Origin of the sequence: Pseudomonas sp. MPB03 (assembly GCF_046605385.1) — a bacterium.
Classification (GTDB): domain Bacteria; phylum Pseudomonadota; class Gammaproteobacteria; order Pseudomonadales; family Pseudomonadaceae; genus Aquipseudomonas; species Aquipseudomonas zanjanensis.
The window spans coordinates 6,295,776-6,314,717 of the sequence record NZ_CP176770.1 but is presented as its reverse complement, the minus strand read 5'-3'; the positions used below and the strand labels follow the sequence as shown (position 1 = coordinate 6,314,717).

General features: G+C 61.6%; 16 protein-coding genes and 1 riboswitch. Of the genes, 8 read left to right on the top strand and 8 right to left on the bottom strand.

Annotated features, from left to right (window positions below):
* Positions 1-13: 13 nt before the first annotated feature.
* Positions 14-916: a transporter substrate-binding domain-containing protein gene (locus ACLH0I_RS27575; protein WP_411385866.1), complete on the top strand. Its 903-nt coding sequence runs from the start codon at positions 14-16 to the stop codon at positions 914-916.
* Between the two features lie 128 nt (positions 917-1,044).
* Here ACLH0I_RS27575 and ACLH0I_RS27570 read toward each other — a convergent pair whose 3' ends face one another.
* Both ACLH0I_RS27570 and ACLH0I_RS27565 read right to left on the bottom strand, forming a co-directional pair.
* Positions 1,045-1,764 (bottom strand): 16S rRNA (uracil(1498)-N(3))-methyltransferase, encoded by a 720-nt coding sequence (locus ACLH0I_RS27570; RefSeq protein WP_411385865.1) that lies wholly within the window; start codon positions 1,762-1,764, stop codon positions 1,045-1,047.
* A 152-nt stretch (positions 1,765-1,916) separates the two neighbouring features.
* A complete protein-coding gene (locus ACLH0I_RS27565) occupies positions 1,917-3,323 on the bottom strand; it encodes an adenosylmethionine--8-amino-7-oxononanoate transaminase (protein ID WP_207966844.1) in 1,407 nt (468 codons plus the stop codon).
* Positions 3,324-3,569: 246 nt separating this feature from the next.
* Here ACLH0I_RS27565 and ACLH0I_RS27560 point away from each other — a divergent pair, with 246 nt between their 5' ends.
* From ACLH0I_RS27560 to ACLH0I_RS27550, 3 genes are all read left to right on the top strand, one after another.
* Complete coding sequence (locus tag ACLH0I_RS27560) at positions 3,570-5,324, top strand: flavin monoamine oxidase family protein (protein ID WP_411385864.1); 1,755 nt, start codon at positions 3,570-3,572, stop codon at positions 5,322-5,324.
* 882 nt (positions 5,325-6,206) lie between these two features.
* A complete protein-coding gene (locus ACLH0I_RS27555; protein ID WP_411385863.1) occupies positions 6,207-6,758 on the top strand; it encodes a cytochrome b in 552 nt (183 codons plus the stop codon).
* A gap of 32 nt (positions 6,759-6,790) precedes the next feature.
* A complete protein-coding gene (locus ACLH0I_RS27550) occupies positions 6,791-7,372 on the top strand; it encodes a YceI family protein (RefSeq protein WP_207966847.1) in 582 nt (193 codons plus the stop codon).
* Positions 7,373-7,619: 247 nt separating this feature from the next.
* On the opposite strand, the gene ACLH0I_RS27545 is transcribed toward ACLH0I_RS27550, so the two are convergent.
* The 4 genes from ACLH0I_RS27545 to ahcY form a co-directional block, all read right to left on the bottom strand.
* Entirely contained in the window at positions 7,620-9,488 is a 1,869-nt protein-coding gene (locus ACLH0I_RS27545) for a DEAD/DEAH box helicase (protein ID WP_411385862.1), read from the bottom strand.
* Positions 9,489-9,749: 261 nt separating this feature from the next.
* Complete coding sequence (locus ACLH0I_RS27540) at positions 9,750-10,529, bottom strand: substrate-binding periplasmic protein (RefSeq protein WP_250963794.1); 780 nt, start codon at positions 10,527-10,529, stop codon at positions 9,750-9,752.
* 201 nt (positions 10,530-10,730) lie between these two features.
* Complete coding sequence (gene metF / locus ACLH0I_RS27535; protein WP_411385861.1) at positions 10,731-11,576, bottom strand: methylenetetrahydrofolate reductase [NAD(P)H]; 846 nt, start codon at positions 11,574-11,576, stop codon at positions 10,731-10,733.
* 181 nt (positions 11,577-11,757) lie between these two features.
* Positions 11,758-13,167: an adenosylhomocysteinase gene (gene ahcY / locus ACLH0I_RS27530; RefSeq protein ID WP_411385860.1), complete on the bottom strand. Its 1,410-nt coding sequence runs from the start codon at positions 13,165-13,167 to the stop codon at positions 11,758-11,760.
* A 23-nt stretch (positions 13,168-13,190) separates the two neighbouring features.
* Positions 13,191-13,297: riboswitch (S-adenosyl-L-homocysteine riboswitch) on the bottom strand.
* 190 nt (positions 13,298-13,487) lie between these two features.
* Here ahcY and ACLH0I_RS27525 point away from each other — a divergent pair.
* Entirely contained in the window at positions 13,488-13,889 is a 402-nt protein-coding gene (locus ACLH0I_RS27525; RefSeq protein WP_072346269.1) for an acyl-CoA thioesterase, read from the top strand.
* Positions 13,890-14,007: 118 nt separating this feature from the next.
* Positions 14,008-14,895, top strand: coding sequence for a formate/nitrite transporter family protein (locus tag ACLH0I_RS27520; protein ID WP_411385859.1), 888 nt, complete (start codon positions 14,008-14,010; stop codon positions 14,893-14,895).
* Here the strand turns inward: ACLH0I_RS27520 and ACLH0I_RS27515 are convergent.
* A complete protein-coding gene (locus ACLH0I_RS27515; RefSeq protein ID WP_411385858.1) occupies positions 14,843-16,015 on the bottom strand; it encodes an MFS transporter in 1,173 nt (390 codons plus the stop codon). The genes ACLH0I_RS27520 and ACLH0I_RS27515 overlap by 53 nt on opposite strands.
* Before the next feature lie 303 nt (positions 16,016-16,318).
* Between ACLH0I_RS27515 and ACLH0I_RS27510 the strand changes: the two genes are divergently transcribed.
* Positions 16,319-17,152, top strand: coding sequence for an EamA family transporter (locus ACLH0I_RS27510; RefSeq protein ID WP_411385857.1), 834 nt, complete (start codon positions 16,319-16,321; stop codon positions 17,150-17,152).
* Positions 17,153-17,201: 49 nt separating this feature from the next.
* On the top strand, positions 17,202-17,585 hold the full coding sequence (locus ACLH0I_RS27505; RefSeq protein WP_411385856.1) for an MAPEG family protein: 384 nt from the start codon (positions 17,202-17,204) through the stop codon (positions 17,583-17,585).
* Positions 17,586-17,739: 154 nt separating this feature from the next.
* On the opposite strand, the gene ACLH0I_RS27500 is transcribed toward ACLH0I_RS27505, so the two are convergent.
* Positions 17,740-18,927, bottom strand: coding sequence for a murein transglycosylase A (locus ACLH0I_RS27500; RefSeq protein WP_411385855.1), 1,188 nt, complete (start codon positions 18,925-18,927; stop codon positions 17,740-17,742).
* Between the last annotated feature and the right edge of the window lie 15 nt (positions 18,928-18,942).

Below are 18,942 nucleotides of genomic sequence, written 5' to 3'. Positions count from 1 at the left end.
ACGGAGAATAACAATGCAAAAAATCACGTTGATCGGCTGCACTCTGAGCCTGCTATTGAGCGCCCCGGCTTTTGCCAATGAGGCGCCAGCGGCGGGCACGCTGGGCAAGATCGCTAGCAGCGAGACCATCACCCTGGGCTATCGCGACGCCTCGGTGCCGTTTTCCTATGTCGCGGATAACAGCGGCAAACCGATGGGTTATTCGGTGGAACTGGCGGGCAAGATCGTCGAGCGCATCAAGCAGCAACTGGCATTGCCGCAACTGAACGTGAAGTACAACCTGGTCACCTCCCAGACCCGCATTCCACTGGTGCAGAACGGCACCGTGGACCTGGAGTGCGGCTCCACCGGGGTGACAGCCGAGCGGCAGAAGCAAGTGGCGTTTTCCTATGGTTTTATCTACGTGAAGGGCCAGTTGCTGACGGCCAGGGACAGCGGCATTCGCAGTTTCGCCGACCTGCGTGGCAAGAACGTGGTGACCACCGCCGGCACCACCAATGAACGCTTCCTGAAAAGCTACAACCAGGACAACAAGGCCGACATGTTCATCATCAGCGCCAAGGACCACGGCGAGTCCTTCCAGATGCTCGAGACCGGCCGGGCGGCGGCGTTCTACATGGACGATGCGCTGCTCTACGGCGAACGGGCCAAGGCCCGCGACCCGCACAAGTGGGTGGTGGTGGGGCAGGAGCAATCGCGGGAGATCTACAGCTGCATGGTGCGCAAGGACGATCCGCAATTCCTGGCGCTGGTCAACGCGACCCTGGCCGATTTGTACAAGTCGGGGGAGATCAACGAGATCTACGATCGCTGGTTCCAGAAACCGATTCCACCCAAGGGCCTGAACCTGGAATTTCCGATGACCAGCGAGTTGAAGGCGATCATTGCCAAGCCGACCAGCGAGCCGGTGCAGTAGCCTGTGGAAGATCTGTGGGAGCGAGCCTGCTCGCGAATGCGGTGGATCAGCTTGCATCGAAGCTGAATGTTGAATCGCCTTCGCGAGCAGGCTCGCTCCCACAGTGGATCTTCAGTGGCCGCCGAGCCTTAGAAATCCCCCCACAACTGCTGCGCCACCGCCAACGCCACTACCGGCGCGGTTTCGGTGCGCAGCACGCGGGGGCCGAGGCGGGCGGCGTGGTAGCCGGCGGCTTTGGCCTGCTCGACCTCGGCATCCGACAAGCCGCCCTCGGGGCCGATCAGGAAGGCCAGTGTGGACGGTTTGTCATGGCCGACCAGCGGCTCGGCCACCGGGTGCAGTACCAGTTTCAGTTCGGCCTCGGCCTGCTTCAACCAGTCCGCCAGCAACAGCGGCGGGTGGATCACCGGCACGGTCGAGCGCCCGCACTGTTCGCAGGCGCTGATCGCCACCTGGCGCCAGTGCAGCAAGCGCTTGTCGGCGCGCTCGTCCTTGAGGCGCACTTCGCAGCGCTCGCTGAAAATCGGCGTGATCTCGCTGACCCCCAGCTCCGTGGCCTTCTGGATCGCCCAGTCCATGCGCTCGCCCCGGGACAGGCCCTGGCCGAGGTGAATACGCAGCGGCGATTCAGACTGTCCGGCGAACTGCTCGTCCAGTTGCACCCGCACGCGTTTCTTGCCGACTTCGGCCAGGGTGCCGCGAAACTCCTGGCCGGAGCCGTCGAACACCTGCACCGCATCGCCCTCGGCCATGCGCAGCACCCGGCCTATGTAGTGGGCCTGGGCCTCAGGCAACTCGTGATCGCCGAGGCTCAGGGGGGCATCGATGAAGAAGCGGGACAGTCTCATGTTTTGTTCTCTATTGAATCTGAATTCGCCATTGCTGCGAGGGAGCTTTTGTGGCGAGGGAGCTTGCTCCCGCTCGATTGCGCAGCAATCGCCAGGAGGGGCCGCTTCGCAGCCAGCGGGAGCAAGCTCCCTCGCCACAGAGAAATTTGTCGTCAGCCCGGATCGCGATAACCCGGGTGAAAGTCCTTCGGCACCGCCACGCTGACCTTGTCCCGGGTGGCGATGTCGATGCCTTCGCTGGCCACTTCGGCGAGGAAGTCGATCTGCTCCGGGGTGATGACATACGGCGGCAGGAAATACACCACGCTGCCCAGCGGTCGCAACAATGCACCGCGCTCCAGGGCATGCTGGAACACGGCCAGGCCGCGGCGTTCCTGCCATGGATAAGCGGTCTTGCTGGCCTTGTCCTTGACCATCTCGATGGCCAGCACCATGCCGGTCTGGCGAACCTCGGCGACGTTCGGATGGTCGGCCAGGTGGGCGGTCGCGCTGGCCATGCGTTGGGCCAGGGCTCGGTTGTTTTCGATGACGTTGTCTTCTTCGAAGATATCCAGCGTCGCCAGGGCTGCCGCGCAGGCCAGCGGGTTGCCCGTGTAGCTGTGGGAGTGCAGGAAGGCGCGCAAGGTCGGGTAGTCGTCGTAGAACGCGCTGTAGACCTCGTCGGTGGTCACGCACGCCGCCAGCGGCAGGTAACCGCCGGTCAGGGCCTTGGACAGGCAGAGGAAATCCGGGGTGATGCCGGCCTGTTCACAGGCAAACATCGTCCCGGTGCGGCCAAAGCCGACGGCGATTTCGTCGTGGATCAGGTGCACCCCATAGCGGTCGCAGGCCTCGCGCAGCAGTTTCAGGTACACCGGGTGGTACATGCGCATGCCGCCAGCGCCCTGGATCAGCGGCTCGACGATCACCGCCGCCACCGTGTCGTGGTGCTCGGCCAGGGTCTGCTCCATGGCGGCGAACATATTCCGCGAATGCTCCTCCCAACCCATGCCTTCGGGGCGGTGGTAGCAGTCGGGGCTCGGCACCTTGATCGTGTCCAGCAGCAACGCCTTGTAGGTTTCCGTGAACAACGGCACATCGCCCACCGACATCGCCGCGATGGTTTCGCCGTGGTAACTGTTGCTCAGGGTGACGAAGCGCTTCTTGTCCGGCTGGCCGCGATTGATCCAGTAGTGGAAGCTCATCTTCATCGCCACTTCGATGCAGGACGAACCGTTATCGGCGTAGAAGCACCGGGTCAGGCCCTCGGGCGTCATCTTCACCAGGCGTTCGGACAGCTCGATCACCGGCTGGTGGCTGAAGCCGGCAAGGATCACATGCTCCAGTTGATCGACCTGGTCCTTGATGCGCTGGTTGATGCGCGGGTTGGCGTGGCCGAACACGTTGACCCACCAGGAACTGACGGCATCGAGGTAGCGCTTGCCTTCGAAATCTTCCAGCCACACGCCTTCACCGCGCTTGATGGGGATCAGGGGCAGCTGTTCGTGGTCTTTCATCTGGGTGCAGGGATGCCACAGCACCGCGAGGTCGCGTTGCATCCACTGGTTATTCAGGCCCATGTACAGTCTCCTCGAGGCGGCTCGCGGCGGGCGCGGGCAAAACAATCGCGCAAGCCTATGCAATGGCGGCCGTGGGGACAACCCATTGTGTCATTCGCGCTACTTTGAGCCAGGCGATAGACGTCGCTGGCGGCGTTTTGATGGCTGACGTATTCTTCGCCGTTCCCTGGGCCGACTGGCTCGAAAAATCGCGAGCCGCCTGGCTCGAAGCTGAAATTTCCTAGGTTTTAATCCGGAGTTCGTTGAATGTCTGCTGGTTGGCTGCGCGCCTGTGCGCTGGTGATGATAGGGCTGTTCAGCGTTTCGGCGCTGGCCAAGGACAAGCAACCGACGGCCATCGTCATCGGCGGCGGTTTGGCCGGACTGACGGCGGCCTACGAGCTGCAAAACAAGGGCTGGGCCGTGACCCTGCTGGAAGCCAAGCCGAGCCTAGGTGGCCGCTCGGGCATGGCCACCAGCGAGTGGATCGGCAACGAAAAGACCCAGCCGGTGCTGAACAAGTACGTCTCCACCTTCAAGCTGAGCACCACGCCGGCCCCGGAATTCGTGCGGACCCCCAGCTACCTGATCGACGGTACGTATTTCACCGCCGCGGACCTGGCGACCAAGCAGCCGGCCACCGCCGAAGCCCTCAAGCGCTACGAAACCACCCTGGACGACTTGGCGCGCTCCATCGATGACCCGCAGAACCCAGCGGCCACCAACACCTTGCATGCGCTGGACCAGATCACTGTGTCCAACTGGCTCGACCGTCTGCAACTGCCGGCCACGGCGCGGCAGTTGGTGAACCAGGAAATCCGCACCCGTTATGACGAGCCATCGCGCCTGTCGCTGCTGTACTTCGCCCAGCAGAACCGCGTCTATCGCGGCGTGTCCGACCGCGACCTGCGGGCCTCGCGCTTGCTCGGTGGCAGTCCGGTCCTGGCCCAGGCGTTCGTCAAGCAACTGAAAACCATCAAGACCAACTCGCCCGTGTCGGCCATCTCCCAGGACAAGGACGGCGTGACCGTCAAGGTCGGCAGCGTCGGCTACCAGGCTGACTACGTGGTGCTGGCGGTGCCATTGCGGGCCCTGAACAAGATCCAGCTGACCCCGGCCCTGGATGCCCAGCATCAAGGCGCGATCAAAGGCACCAACTACGGCTGGCGCGACCAGATCATGCTCAAGTTCAAGACCCCGGTCTGGGACAGCAAGGCGCGCATGTCGGGTGAGATCTACAGCAACACCGGCCTGGGCATGATGTGGATCGAGCCGGCCATGAAGGGCGGCGCCAACGTGGTCATCAACCTGTCCGGCGACAACGCCCGGGTGATGCAGGCCTTCGGCGACAAGCAGATGGTCGACCAGGTGCTGATCCGCCTGCACGCATTTTATCCACAGGCCCGTGGCGCGTTCACCGGCTATGAGATCCGCCGCTACAGCACCGACCCGTCCATGGGCGGCGCCTACCTGGCCTTTGGCCCCGGTCAGATCAGCAAGTACTGGCGCCTGTGGGAAAAACCGTTGCAGCGCGTAGCCTTTGCCGGTGAACACACCGACACCTTGTACCCAGGCACCCTGGAAGGCGCGTTGCGCAGCGGCGAGCGGGCAGCCAGCCAGGTCCAAGATCTGGCGGCCGGCAAGTCGTTCGAACCGGCCAAGGTAGCACCAGTTGCCGCAGCGGCGGCCGGTGCGGTGGCGGCGAAGAAGGGCAACTTCTTCAGCAACCTGTTTGGCGGTTCGGATGACGACAAGAAACCCGAGCCGGTGAAGGCGCCAGAGCCGGTAGCACCGCCGCCAGCTCCAACGCCTGCCCCAGCACCGGCCCCGGTGGAACCTCCCGCGCCGGCCCCGGCGAAGGTTGAGCCCGCCAAGAAAGCAGCGGCCAAACCTGCGGCGAAAAAACCAGCCGCCAAGGCCCCGGCTAAAAAAGCCCCGGCCAAGGCTCCGGTGAAAAAGGCCGAGCCGGTGAAGAAGCCAGCCGTCAAACCGGCGACGGCTACTGAGACCAAGGCTCAGTAACGGTCAGGTGGAAAGAGCGCGGCACAAAGGCCGAATGCTGTTCACTTAAGGCAGTCGACAAACCTGTGGCGAGGGAGCTTGCTCCCGCTGGGTCGCGAAGCGTCCCTGTTTTGGGGCTGCTGCGCAGCCCAGCGGGAGCAAGCTCTCTCGCCACGGCTTGCTGACGTCCTACACGCCTCGGTGATATATCGGAAACTTCCCACCCTTTAACCGGAAGCAGGCGATAGAGCGCGGCAAGCCGGGAATCTAGGCTCTTCTGAACACAGGAGCGCGCGTATGAAAATACTCATGGCATGGTCGTATTGGTTTCGATGTATGGGTGTGTGTATGGAGAATACCGGGATCCTCTGATGACTCCGATGATTCCAAAACGAGACCCTCAGTTGGCGTACAGGTGCACGTTTGACCCCTACAAGCCTGAATGCTCGGTGAACTGATAATTCAAAGCTTTAAGCTCATAAAAGCTGGAGCGAACATGAAATTGATAACGGCTTTAATTTTATTGGCAGTGTTTGGTGTCGTTGGCTGCACTAACGGCCGTATGGTGCTGAAAAAGCACGACCCTCAATTAACTTATAGATGTGACATGGATCCTTACAGGCCTGAGTGCGTCAATAAGTAAGCAAACTCGCTACCAAACGATTGCAAGGTGTCAGATGCTGCCCCACGCTGGCTCGCAAGCCCGCTCGCGATGACGGCTTCCAGCCGAGCTGATCTCCTGGTTCCCCCTCGCCATTACGCAGCGCATTCGCTTTAATCTTTCCTTAACCCACCGCCTCCAGACTGATGATCGTATTTCTCGATATTTCAAAGCGAAATTTTCCGCTTTAAATCGATAGATAAGTCGCTAGTCTTGAGCGCAGTTTTTACAGGATATGAGCAATGCAGCTTCGCAACTCTTCTTCTCGTTATGGCTGGGTCAGCATCGTTTCCCACTGGGCCGTTGCCCTGGCGGTGTACGGGTTGTTCGCCCTGGGCCTGTGGATGGTTGGCCTGGATTACTACAGCACCTGGCGCAAAGACGCGCCGGACCTGCACAAGAGCATCGGCCTGGTGCTGCTGGCGGTCATGCTGCTGCGAGTGATCTGGCGTTTTGTCAGCCCGCCGCCACCGACCCTGGAAACCTACGGACGCCTGACTCGCGTCAGTGCCAAGCTTGGCCATGGCGCACTGTATCTCGGGCTGTTCGCCGTGATGATTGCCGGTTACCTGATTTCCACCGCAGACGGTGTCGGGATTCCGGTGTTTGGCCTGTTTGAAGTACCCGCGCTGGTGTCCGGACTGCCCGATCAGGCAGACGTCGCCGGCCAGATCCATTTTTACCTGGCATGGGCGTTGGTAATTTTTTCCGGCCTTCATGCGTTGGCAGCATTGAAACACCACTTTATCGACCGTGACGCGACCCTCAAGCGAATGCTGGGGCGCGAAGCCTGATGTTCAACCTTGACTCCAAAGGAATAGAAAGCATGTTGAAAAAGACGCTCGCCGCCCTGGCAATCGGTTCTGCCCTGCTGTCCGCCGGCCAGGCCATGGCTGCCGACTACGTGGTCGACAAGGAAGGCCAGCACGCCTTCGTCGACTTCAAGATCAGCCACCTGGGCTATAGCTACATCACGGGTACCTTCAAGGACATCGACGGCAAGTTCAGTTTCGATGCCGCCAAGCCTGAAGCCAGCAAGATCGAGTTCAACGTCAACACCGCCAGCGTGTTCACCAATCACGCCGAGCGTGACAAGCACATCGCCAGCGCTGACTTCTTGAATGCCAGCAAATTCGGCAAGGCCACGTTCGTGTCCACCAGCGTCAAGTCCACCGGCGAAAACACGGCCGATGTGACCGGTGACCTGACCCTGCTGGGCGTGACCAAGCCGGTTGTGGTCAAGGCGACTTTCCTGGGTGAAGGCAAGGATCCATGGGGCGGCTACCGTGCCGGCTTCGAAGGCACCACTACCATCAAGCGTTCCGACTTCGGCAAGCAGAAAGACCTGGGGCCAAAATCCGACGCGGTCGAACTGTACGTCTCGTTCGAAGGTGTCAAAGCGAAGTAACTTTCGCGCCTGACAAAAAAACGCCCCTGGTCTTGCGATCAGGGGCGTTTTTTATTGCGCGGATTCCGGTGTCACAGAAGACCCTGTGGGAGCGAGCTTGCTCGCGATGGCGCCCTGCCTGTCAATTTCGATGTTGACTGATACACCGCTATCGCGAGCAAGCTCGCTCCCACATTTGGAATTGTGTTGGGCCAAAAAAATGCCCCGGGTCGCAAGGCCCGGGGCATTTCTCAAGGCTTGGAAAAACTCAACGATTGCGTGTCAGCAAGGCCGGTTTTTCACCCCGTGGGCGGCTTGGCAGTTGATCCAGCTGTTCAGGCGTCGGGAAACGATCGGCTTTCGATTCCTTGTGCATGATCTTCGGCTGGTTGCTGCGCGGGTTCTGCACGGCGGGTTCCTGGCGAGGCTGGTCGTCACGGGCCGGGCGGCGCGGGCGGGTGTCGTCGCGGCGGGCTTGACCGTCACGGGGGGCACCGTTGCGTGGACCGTTGCGCTTGGCCGGTGGCGTGCCGGTGGAAGAGCCGTTGCTGTTGCGCGGACCGTTCTGGCGACCTTGTGGCTGGCCGGTGCGCGGAGCGCCTGCACCGGTGCCCTGTGCCGGGGCACCTGGGCGGCGACCGCGGCCTTGGGCCGGTTTCTGCTGAGGCACGTAGTCGACGCGGTTACCGAAGTTATCCACATCGTCATCCAGGAACTCGTCCGGAGCACGATCGGCTGCGGCGCGCGGTGCTGGGCGCTGCTGTTCACGGGCCGGAGTGCCTTCGCGAGGCTTTTGCTCGCGGGCAGGGCGTTCGCCGCGGCCATTGCTGTTGCTGGCCGATTTTTCCTTGCCCTTGTCCTTGCCTTTGTCTTTGCGACCGCCGCCACCGCCGCCGCCATTCGGGCCGTCGCCGCGTGGGCCGCGGGCGTTGCGTGGATTGCGCACGTCCGGACGTTCGCGCACTTCAGGCTTCTCGGCCTCGATGGTGCTGGCGTCGAAGCCCATCAGGTCGCCGTCGGCGATTTTCTGCTTGGTCATGCGCTCGATGCTTTTGAGCAGTTTTTCTTCGTCCGGCGCGACCAGGGAAATCGCCTCGCCCGAACGACCGGCCCGGCCGGTACGGCCGATACGGTGCACGTAATCTTCATCGACGTTCGGCAGCTCGAAGTTGACCACGTGGGGCAACTGGTCGATGTCCAGGCCACGGGCCGCGATGTCGGTGGCCACGAGGATGCGCACTTCGCCGGCCTTGAAATCGGCCAGGGCCTTGGTGCGAGCGTTCTGGCTCTTGTTGCCATGGATCGCCACGGCCGGCAGGCCATGTTTGTCCAGGTACTCGGCCAGGCGGTTGGCGCCGTGCTTGGTGCGGGTGAAGACCAAGACCTGTTCCCAGGCGCCGGCGGTAATCAGGTGCGCCAGCAGGGCACGCTTGTGGCTGGCCGCCAGGCGGAACACGCGCTGCTCGATCCGCTCGACCGTGGTGTTCGGCGGCGTGACTTCGATGCGCTCCGGGTTGTGCAGCAGCTTGCCGGCCAGGTCGGTGATGTCCTTGGAGAACGTCGCTGAAAACAGCAGGTTCTGGCGCTTGGCAGGCAGGCGGGCGAGGACTTTCTTCACGTCATGGACAAAGCCCATGTCGAGCATGCGGTCGGCTTCGTCCAGCACGAGGATTTCGACGTGGGACAAATCGACGCTGCCCTGGCCGGCCAGGTCCAGCAGGCGACCGGGGCAGGCCACCAGTACATCGACGCCACGGGACATGGCCTGGACCTGGGGGTTCATGCCAACGCCGCCAAAAATGCAGGCGCTGACGAACTTCAGGTCGCGAGCGTAGATCTTGAAGCTCTCGTGTACCTGGGCCGCCAGTTCGCGGGTGGGGGTCAGGACCAGTACGCGCGGTTGGCGCGGGCCATGACGCTGGGATTTGTCTGGGTGACCGTTGGGAAACAACCGCTCCAGGATCGGAAGGGCGAAACCGCCGGTTTTGCCAGTACCTGTCTGCGCCGCGACCATCAAGTCGCGACCTTGCAACACGGCGGGAATGGCCCGCTGTTGCACCGGGGTAGGCTGGGTATAGCCGGCGGCTTCGATGGCGCCGACTAAAGCCTCGGAGAGACCGAGGGAAGCAAAGGACATGAGTAATCCTGTTTTAGTGAGGGCCTGGCCCAATGGGATAGTCTTGCCGGGCGCGAATGACGTTCAACAAAAAGACGTCATCCCGTCCGGTCCTGCCGGGCCTCGAAGGCGGGTCCGGACAAGGCTCGCGCGGGCTGTAGGCTGCGCTGTAGCGGTGTCGGGATGCCTTTTGCAAGACCGGGCGTCCGGGCGTGAGCCTGGCGGGAAGGCCGGAGTATAACAGAGCAAACGCCGCGCGCCGCTTTCCTGCTGCTCAACGGTTTATTTCAGCACTGGACTGGCTGGGTGAGTGGTGTTCGCCAGGGGGCCGGCGCCATAGCGGGCGCTCAGTTCGGCATAGGCCGGTTCGCGCTTGAAACGCTTGAGTTCGGCACCGAAGCGTTGCACCAGCAAATCCATGCCGGCGTTGCGCCGCACCGCCAAGTATTGGCTTTGACGGCTCACTACCATAGGGTTTTCGGTGATCTGGTCGCCCAGTTGCATTTGTTCGAGCACATGGCGGCCGACCCTGCGGTCGGTGATAAGCAGGTCGATCCGGCCCAGTTGCAACTTGCCGAAGTTGGCTTCGTGGGTGGGCGCCGCTTCACGTCTGAACCGGGGCGACTCACTGAAGGCCTGGCTGTACAGGTAGCCGGGCGAGGTACCAACCGTCAGGCCAGCCAGGTCATCGAGCGTGCGAAATGGGTGGGGCCGGGCGTTGGCGTAGAACATCACGAATTCCACGTCCGACAGCGGTTCGCTGGGATAAAGCAGCGTCGCATCGCGCTCATTGCTGTGGAAAATGTCCAGCGCGCCGTCCGCCAACCCCTGTTCGAGCATCGCCAGGCAACGCTTCCAAGGCAGGAACTGCCATTCCACGTCGATGCCCAGGCGCTTGAACACAATGGCCGTGGTTTCGTAGTCCAGGCCGAGCATCTTGCCGTTCTCTTCGTAGACATACGGAGCCCAGGGCTCGGTGACAATGCGCAACTTCTCGGCCTGAGCGGTCATGCTCAGGCACAAGAGGAAAAAGGAGGTCAGCAGCTGGACAATGACGGGCATGGCCTGAGGTTACGACGAGAACTCATCAAATAGCTAGAGCGCTCTGGCCTGCGCCTTGATTGCCTTTTGCTTGCCTTTGGTGCTCATTGAGGCCTCGTGGCATTCATCCGATGCGAACGCATTTGCTTGAGGCTGAGGAGCGCTGAATGGAAAAGGCCTTGGTTTTTGCCAAGGCCTCTTTGTACAACCGCATCAAGTCATTCAACGCGGCAGCTTGAGGTTGTTCCATACCGCGAGGCTGGGCTCGGCCTGGTTAAGGGTATAGAAATGCAGCCCCGGTGCGCCGCCTTGCAACAAACGTTCGCACATTTGCGTGATGACGTCCTCGCCGAAGCGTTGGATGCTCGAGGAATCGTCGCCATAGGCTTCCAGCTGCTTGCGGATCCAGCGTGGGATTTCCGCACCGCATGCGTCGGAGAAACGCGCCAGCTTGCTGTAGTTGGTGATCGGCATGATGCCCGGCACGACCGGAATATCGACGCCCAGCTTGCGGATGCGTTCGACAAAGTAGAAGTAACTGTCGGCGTTAAAGAAGTATTGGGTAATCGCGCTGTTGGCGCCGGCATTGGCCTTGCGGACGAAATTGTTGAGATCGTCTTCAAAGTTACGCGCTTGCGGGTGCATCTCCGGGTACGCAGCCACTTCAATGTGGAAGTGATCGCCGGTTTCTTCGCGGATGAAGTTCACCAATTCGTTGGCGTGGCGCAGCTCGCCGCTGGCCATGCCCATGCCCGACGGCAGGTCGCCACGCAGGGCAACGATGCGCTTGATGCCAGCGGCCTTGTACTGGGTCAACAGGCTGCGCAGGTCGTCCTTGCTGTCGCCGACGCAGGACAGGTGCGGAGCGGCCGGGACTTTGACTTCACTTTCGAGCTGCAACACGGTGTTCAGGGTGCGGTCACGGGTCGAGCCGCCGGCGCCATAGGTGCAGGAGAAGAAGTCGGGGTTGTAGCGGGCCAACTGACGGGCAGTGGCGATCAGTTTTTCATGCCCAGCATCGGTCTTCGTCGGGAAGAACTCGAAGCTGTAGCGACGGTCTTGGGACATGGTCATATCCTTGGAAACTCGTAAGCCGGAGAGGCCTGCACAAGCCTTGAGAGGCGGGCTTGTGTGGGAGCGAGCTTGCTCGCGATCAGTCTCACCTCGGTCTGGCAGCCAGATCGAGGTGCCTGCATCGCGAACAAGCTCGCTCCCACAAAAAGCCTGCTCCCACAGGGAGCAGTGCCGATCAGTAGCGGTAAGCGTGCGGCTTGAACGGGCCTTCGACGGTGACGCCGATGTAGTCAGCCTGTTGCTTGGTCAGCTTGGTGACCACGCCGCCGAAGCCGCGGACCATTTCCAGGGCCACTTCTTCGTCGAGTTTCTTCGGCAACACTTCCACGGTCAGGCGCTCGGCTTTCTGGGCCGGCGACAGGTCGGCGTATTTCTGGCCGAACAGGAAGATCTGGGCCAGGACCTGGTTGGCGAACGAGCCGTCCATGATGCGGCTTGGGTGACCGGTGGCATTGCCCAGGTTCACCAGGCGGCCTTCGGCCAGCAGGATCAGGTAGTCATCGTTCTGTGGGTCGAAGCTGCCAGTGCCGGTGCGGTGCACCTTGTGGACCTGCGGCTTGACTTCTTCCCATGCCCAGTTCTTGCGCATGAAGGCGGTGTCGATTTCATTGTCGAAGTGGCCGATGTTGCAGACCACGGCGCGCTTCTTCAGGGCCTTGAGCATGTTGGCGTCGCAGACGTTGACGTTACCGGTGGTGGTCACGATCAGGTCGATCTTGCCCAGCAGCGCCTTGTCGATGCTGCCCTCGGTGCCGTCGTTGATCCCGTCGATGAACGGCGAAACCAGCTCGAAGCCGTCCATACAGGCCTGCATGGCGCAGATCGGGTCGACTTCGGACACCTTGACGATCATGCCTTCCTGGCGCAGGGACTGGGACGAACCCTTGCCCACGTCACCGTAGCCGATCACCAGGGCCTGCTTGCCCGACAACAGATGGTCGGTGCCGCGCTTGATGGCGTCGTTGAGGCTGTGACGGCAGCCGTACTTGTTGTCGTTCTTGCTCTTGGTCACCGAGTCGTTGACGTTGATGGCCGGGATCTTCAGCTCGCCCTTGGCCAGCATGTCCAGCAGGCGGTGCACGCCGGTGGTGGTTTCTTCGGTCACGCCGTGGACTTTATCCAGCACGGCTGGGTATTTCTTGTGCAGCAGCTCGGTCAGGTCGCCGCCGTCGTCGAGGATCATGTTGGTGTCCCACGGCTGGCCATCCTTGAGGATGGTCTGCTCCAGGCACCACTCGTACTCTTGCTCGGTCTCGCCTTTCCAGGCGAATACCGGGATGCCGGCGGCGGCGATGGCGGCAGCGGCCTGGTCCTGGGTCGAGAAGATGTTGCAGGACGACCAGCGCACTTCGGCACCCAGGGCAACCAGGGTTTCGATCAGCACGGCGGTCTGGATGGTCATGTGGATGCAGCCGAGGATTTTTGCGCCCTTCAATGGCTGTTCGCCAGAGTACTTGCGGCGCAGACCCATCAGGGCTGGCATTTCGGATTCGGCGATGATGATTTCGCGACGGCCCCAGGCAGCCAGGGACATGTCGGCGACTTTGTAGTCGGTAAAAGCAGCAGGCGTGATGACAGCGCTCATGAAGAGCCTCCATTCGTAATGTATGCGAATGGGCGCCGTTGTGCGTTTAGTGTTCGTGCGGGTAGCCCCGTACAAACAACGCCCCATCCGAGCCTGACAGGTCGAGCCTGCTGCAGCGCCCCTCGGACAGGTGGCGGGAACGGTCCAAAGGGTGGACCGGTAAAGCGGTGGCGATTATAACGGGCTAATCGGATCTTCCAAAAGGGTTTCTGTCGGCAAATCGAAAATGCCGATGACCGTCATAGGGCCCGCGACATAGAGCTCGGCCGTGGGGTCTGCCATGATGCGTCAATCCATCGGCCAGACGCTCAGGAGTGATCATGAATTTCCACACCCGCAAATGGGTCAAGCCCGAAGACCTCAACCCCAACGGCACGCTGTTCGGCGGCAGCCTGTTGCGCTGGATCGACGAGGAGGCGGCGATCTATGCCATCGTCCAGCTCGGCAACCAGCGCGTGGTTACCAAGTACATCTCGGAAATCAATTTCGTCAGCGCTTCGCGCCAGGGCGACATCATCGAGCTGGGCATCACCGCCACTGAGTTTGGTCGCACGTCCATCACCCTGACCTGCGAGGTGCGCAACAAAATCACCCGCAAGAGCATCCTGACCGTGGAGAAAATGGTCTTCGTCAACCTCGGCGAAGACGGCCTGCCCGCACCTCATGGCCGGACCGAGATCAAGTACGTCAAGGATCAGTTCAAGGATGATGTGGTGGAGTGAGGTCGGCGGCGCTGCTATCGCGAGCAAGCTCGCTCCCACATGTCATGTATGGGTTGTCACTGAACAGCGCTGGACGCCGCGTGTCGTAGGTACATCACGCCACGGCTTCAGGAGCTGTATGGACACCCACAAAGAAGGCAAGACCCCGGACCTTTCGGCTCAGGAACAGCACGAAGTCGACCGTAACCAGCCGCCGCGGGCGGCCGTGCTGCATGAAATCATCCGCACCCAAGGCAATCTGGAGCTGGAGCGCAGCGTTGCCGCGCTGTGGTGGTCGGCGCTGGCGGCCGGGCTGACCATGGGCCTGTCCCTGATGGCGATGGGCTTGCTCAATTCTCGATTACCGGATCACGAAGGTTTCAAAGTGATCGCCAGTTTCGGTTACTGCGCAGGCTTTCTAGCGGTGATTCTCGCGCGCCAGCAATTGTTCACCGAAAACACCCTGACCGCCGTGCTACCGATCATGAGCAAGCCGACTTTGGGCAATTTCGGCCGATTGTTCCGGTTATGGGGCGTGGTGCTGGTGGGCAACCTGTGCGGCACCTTGTTGGTGGCCTATGTGATGCTGCACCTGCCGATTTTTGACCGGCGCACCGATCTGGCCTTCCTGGAGATCGGCCGCAAGGTCATGGAGAACGACACTGGCCAGATGTTCGCCAAGGGCATCATTTCCGGTTGGATGATCGCCACCATGGTGTGGATGATTCCTTCCATGGAGAGCGCCAAGATGTGGATCATCATCCTGATCACCTACCTCATGGCGCTCGGTGACTTCACCCACATCGTCGTCGGCTCGGCCGAAGTGTCCTACCTGGTCTTTGCCGGGCAATTGTCCTGGGAAGACTTCTGGATGGTGTTCGCCGCGCCGACCCTGGCGGGGAACATCATCGGTGGCAGTTTTATTTTCGCCCTGATCAGTCATGCACAGGTGCGCAGCGAGACCAATACACCCCTCAGTCGGCAAGGCCTGCCGCCACGCCGCGATGACGACGCTGACGGTAAATAAAATACAACGCGGTCAGTACCGTCAGGCCGCCGACAGCGGCCCCGGCCCATGGTAGATCCGCCAGGTCGGCACCGCTGGCCACCACCAACCCACCCATCCAGGCCCCGGCCGCGTTGCCGAGATTGAACGCACTCTGATTCAACGTAGAGCCGAGGTTCGGTGCTTCGTGGGCCTGGTCGATGATCAGCAATTGCAGGATCGGGCACAGGGCGAAGGCGAAGACGCCCCACAGCACCAGCGTGATCGCCGCCGGGATCACCGACCGGCTGGTCTGGCTGAACGCGGCCAGCACCAGCACCACGGCCAGGGCCATGCCCACCAGCGCAGGCAGCAGGCGCCGGTCCGCCAGGCGCCCACCGAGGAAACTGCCGGCCGTGAGGCCGACGCCGAACAACAGCAGCATGACGGTGATGCCATGGGGGCTGACACCGGTGATGTCCTGCAGGATCGGCGCGATGTAGGTGAACACGCTGAATAAACTGGTGGAGGCCAGCACGCTCATGCCCAGGGCGAGCAACACGTTGACCTTGCCCAGGACCTTGAATTCGCTGGCCAGGTTGGCTTTGTCCATGGCGATTTCCTTGGGCAGCCAGACCCATTGGGCGATGGCGGCGATCACGCCGATGATCGAGACCGCCCAGAAGGTCGAGCGCCAGCCGGCATATTGGCCCAGGGCCGTGCCCAACGGGACGCCCAGCACGTTGGCCAGGGTCAGGCCGGTGAACATCATGGCAATCGCCTGGGCCCGTTTGTTCGGCGCCACCAGCCCGGCCGCCACCACCGAACCAATGCCAAAGAACGCTCCGTGACACAGCGCAGTAATGACCCGTGCGGCCATCAGCGTGGTGTAGTTCGGCGCCAGGGCACAGAGCACGTTGCCAAGGATAAACATCAGGGTCATGCCCAGTAGCGTGGCCTTGCGCGGCATGTTGGCGGTGCCAATCGCCAGGATCGGCGCGCCGAACACCACGCCCAGGGCGTAGCCGGTGATCAGCAGCCCGGCCTGGGGAATGCTCACGGCCAGGTCCCGGGCGACATCGGGCAACAGGCCCATGATGACGAATTCAGTCGTGCCGATGCCAAAAGCGGCAACGGCCAAAGCAAGCAAGGCGAGTGGCATGCGCAAGGTCTCTGTCTGTAGTCTTGACGCCCGGATCAGGCATACGCATGCCGGCGCCCCGGTTCGAGTGAACGGGACAACAGCAAAATTATTGGTATTGGTGTATGCGCAACTGAGTGCGGCGTGATCGGTTTGCAGTATAAACGATAGCGAATCAATTCATGAGCCTTACTGGCGTAGGAGCTGACGAGTGCAACGAGGCTGCGATCTTTGCGCCGACAATTGAGTCTGAAGCGAAAGATCAAAAGATCGCAGCCTTCGGCAGCTCCTACGGGGGCGGTGGGACAAGACAAGGAGCGTGCCGTGCTTGCGACGGCCTTGGTGTTGGTAGCGGCGCTGTTGCATGCGGCATGGAATACGCTGATCAAGTTCAGTGGCGAGCGTTTGCTGGTGGTGGCGTGCATGGACAGCGTTGCGCTGCTGTTCGTCGCATTGGCGCTGGGTTTCGTGGCATGGCCGCCATTGGAAATCTGGCCGTGGATCGTGGCGTCGGCGGCGTTCGAGCTGTTGTACCGTTATTTGCTGATCCAGGCTTATCGGGTCGGTGATCTGGGGTTGGTCTATCCCCTGATGCGCGGCCTGTCGCCGCTGGTGGTGCTGGCCCTGACGTTTATTTTCGCCGGTGAAGCCCTGACGACCCAGCAGGTCATCGGTATCTTGCTGATCCCGTTCGGCATGCTTTGCCTGTTGTGGCAGGGCGGTGGCGGCGACCGGCTGCCTTGGTCGATGCTGCCGGTGGTGGCGCTGATCGGCCTGTGCATCGGTTGCTACACCTTTATCGACGGACATGCTTTGCGGCGTTGGTCCCATCCGCTGGATTACCTGGTCTGGGTCACGCTGCTCAGCGCCTGGCCTTTCCCGTTACTGGCGCTGGTGAGCAAACGGCCGGCGTTCATGCGGTTCTGGCGCGAACAATGGCGGCTGGGGTTGGCGGTCGGATTCTGCGTATTGTTCAGCTACGCTCTGGTGCTGTGGGCCATGCAACTGGGCTCGATCGCCGAAGCGGCGGCGCTGCGGGAGATCAGCGTGATCCTGGTTGTGCTCTTTGGCATGCGCTACCTTAAAGAACCTTTTGGCCGGCCACGGCTCTTAGCCTGCGGGCTGGTGCTGATTGGCATGCTGGTGATGAAGTTCTGACCGGTGCCTGACGCTCGATTCTCTATAAAACTCAAAAAGGAAGTGCGGTATGACGGTTGCCCTGTGGTGTGTGCTGATTGCTTTTCTCCTGCCTTACCTGTGTGTCGGGGTCGCCAAGGCCGGTGGCAGATACCGGTTGCGGGATAACCACGATCCCCGGGATTTCCTGGATTCACTCGAAGGCGCGCCCCGGCGTGCCTTCGCAGCGCAACTGAACAGCTTTGAAATCAGCCCGTTTTTCGCCGCCGCCGTGATCGTCGCGCACCTGGCCGGCAATGCTGAACTGGTCACCCTCAATGTGCTGGCGGTGCTGTTTATCACCAGCCGCCTGCTCTACATCATTTGCTATCTGGCAGATTGGGCGATCCTGCGTTCGCTGGTGTGGTTCGTGGGGGTGGGCTTGGTCCTGAGTTTCTTCTTTGTTTCGGTCTGAGCCTGGCTTCGGATTTTCGGTGTTTTTGCTGGCCTCATCGCGAGCAAGCTCGCTCCCACATTGGGTCGGGTGTGTACACAAGATATGTGTTCACTGAGATCAACTGTGGGAGCGAGCTTGCTCGCGATGGGGCCGGGACGATCAACACATCCCTTCAGGGATTGGCGGTCACCGCATTCGCCACCTGCGGCACGGACGGCAACGCCATGCCCTTGGGCCAGAGCATCCAGATCTGGCCCTGTTGCTTCATGTCCCCGGCCAACTGTCCGGCCGCCTCGCCCGTGCCCCAGAACAGGTCCGCCCGCACTTCGCCGGTGATTGCACCGCCGGTGTCCTGGGCGGCGACGGGCCGGTTCAGGACGCTGCCGTCGGGGCGCGTGGTGGATAGCCATAACAGGCTGCCCAGTGGAATCACCTTGCGATCCACCGCCACGCTGTAGCCGGCGGTCAGCGGCACATTCAGCGAACCTCGCGGGCCTTCATTGCTGTCGGGGTTGCGGTTGAAGAACACGTAGCTGGGGTTGCTGCCGAGCAACTCGGGAATGCGGTTCGGGTTGGCCTTGGCCCAGGCACTGATAGTGCCCATGGTCACGTCTTCCTTCTTCAGCTCACCCTGTTCGACCAGCCAGCGGCCGATGGGGCGGTAAGGGTGGCCGTTCTGGTCGGCATAACCGATGCGCAGTTGGCGGCCATTAGCGAGCTGAATGCGCCCTGAACCCTGGATTTGCAGGAACTGCAGGTTCATGGGGTCGGTCAGCCAGGCAATGACCGGCGCCTTCACCCCGTTGGTTTCGATGGTGGCTGCATCGTCGTACGGCTTGAGCACCCGGCCTTCGAGGCGGCCGCGCAGGCGTTTGCCCTTGAGCTCAGGGTAGATGCTGTCCAGCGACACAATGATCATGTCTTCCGGCACGCCGTAAACCGGGATATTCGCCGTGGCGGTCTGGGTGAGGCTGCCGGGGTAGACCGGTTCGTAATAGCCGGTAATCAGGCCGTTGGGGCTGTTGTCCCCCGAGCGCAGGCCATAGACGTCCAGGTTTTGTTTCAGGAAACTGCGTACCGCCACAGCCGTCTGCGGCACGTTGGCCGCCGCCGCGCAGGTCGCGCCCCACACCGCGTCGGCCTTGAGCCGGGTGCATGCGCTACGCCAGGAACCGAAACCGGCCAGCAGGTCTGCATCGGACACCGTTGGCAACGCCTCCCAGGGGGCGCTGACGTAGGTGGCGAGGGCGTGGGTCTGCGGTTCCTCGACCTTTTCACCGCGATTGCAACCGGCCAACAGGGCGATCAGCGGTAGGGTCAATGCCAGGCCTTTGTGCCAGGGCTTGATGCGGCTGTTCATGAAGATTTCCTTTGC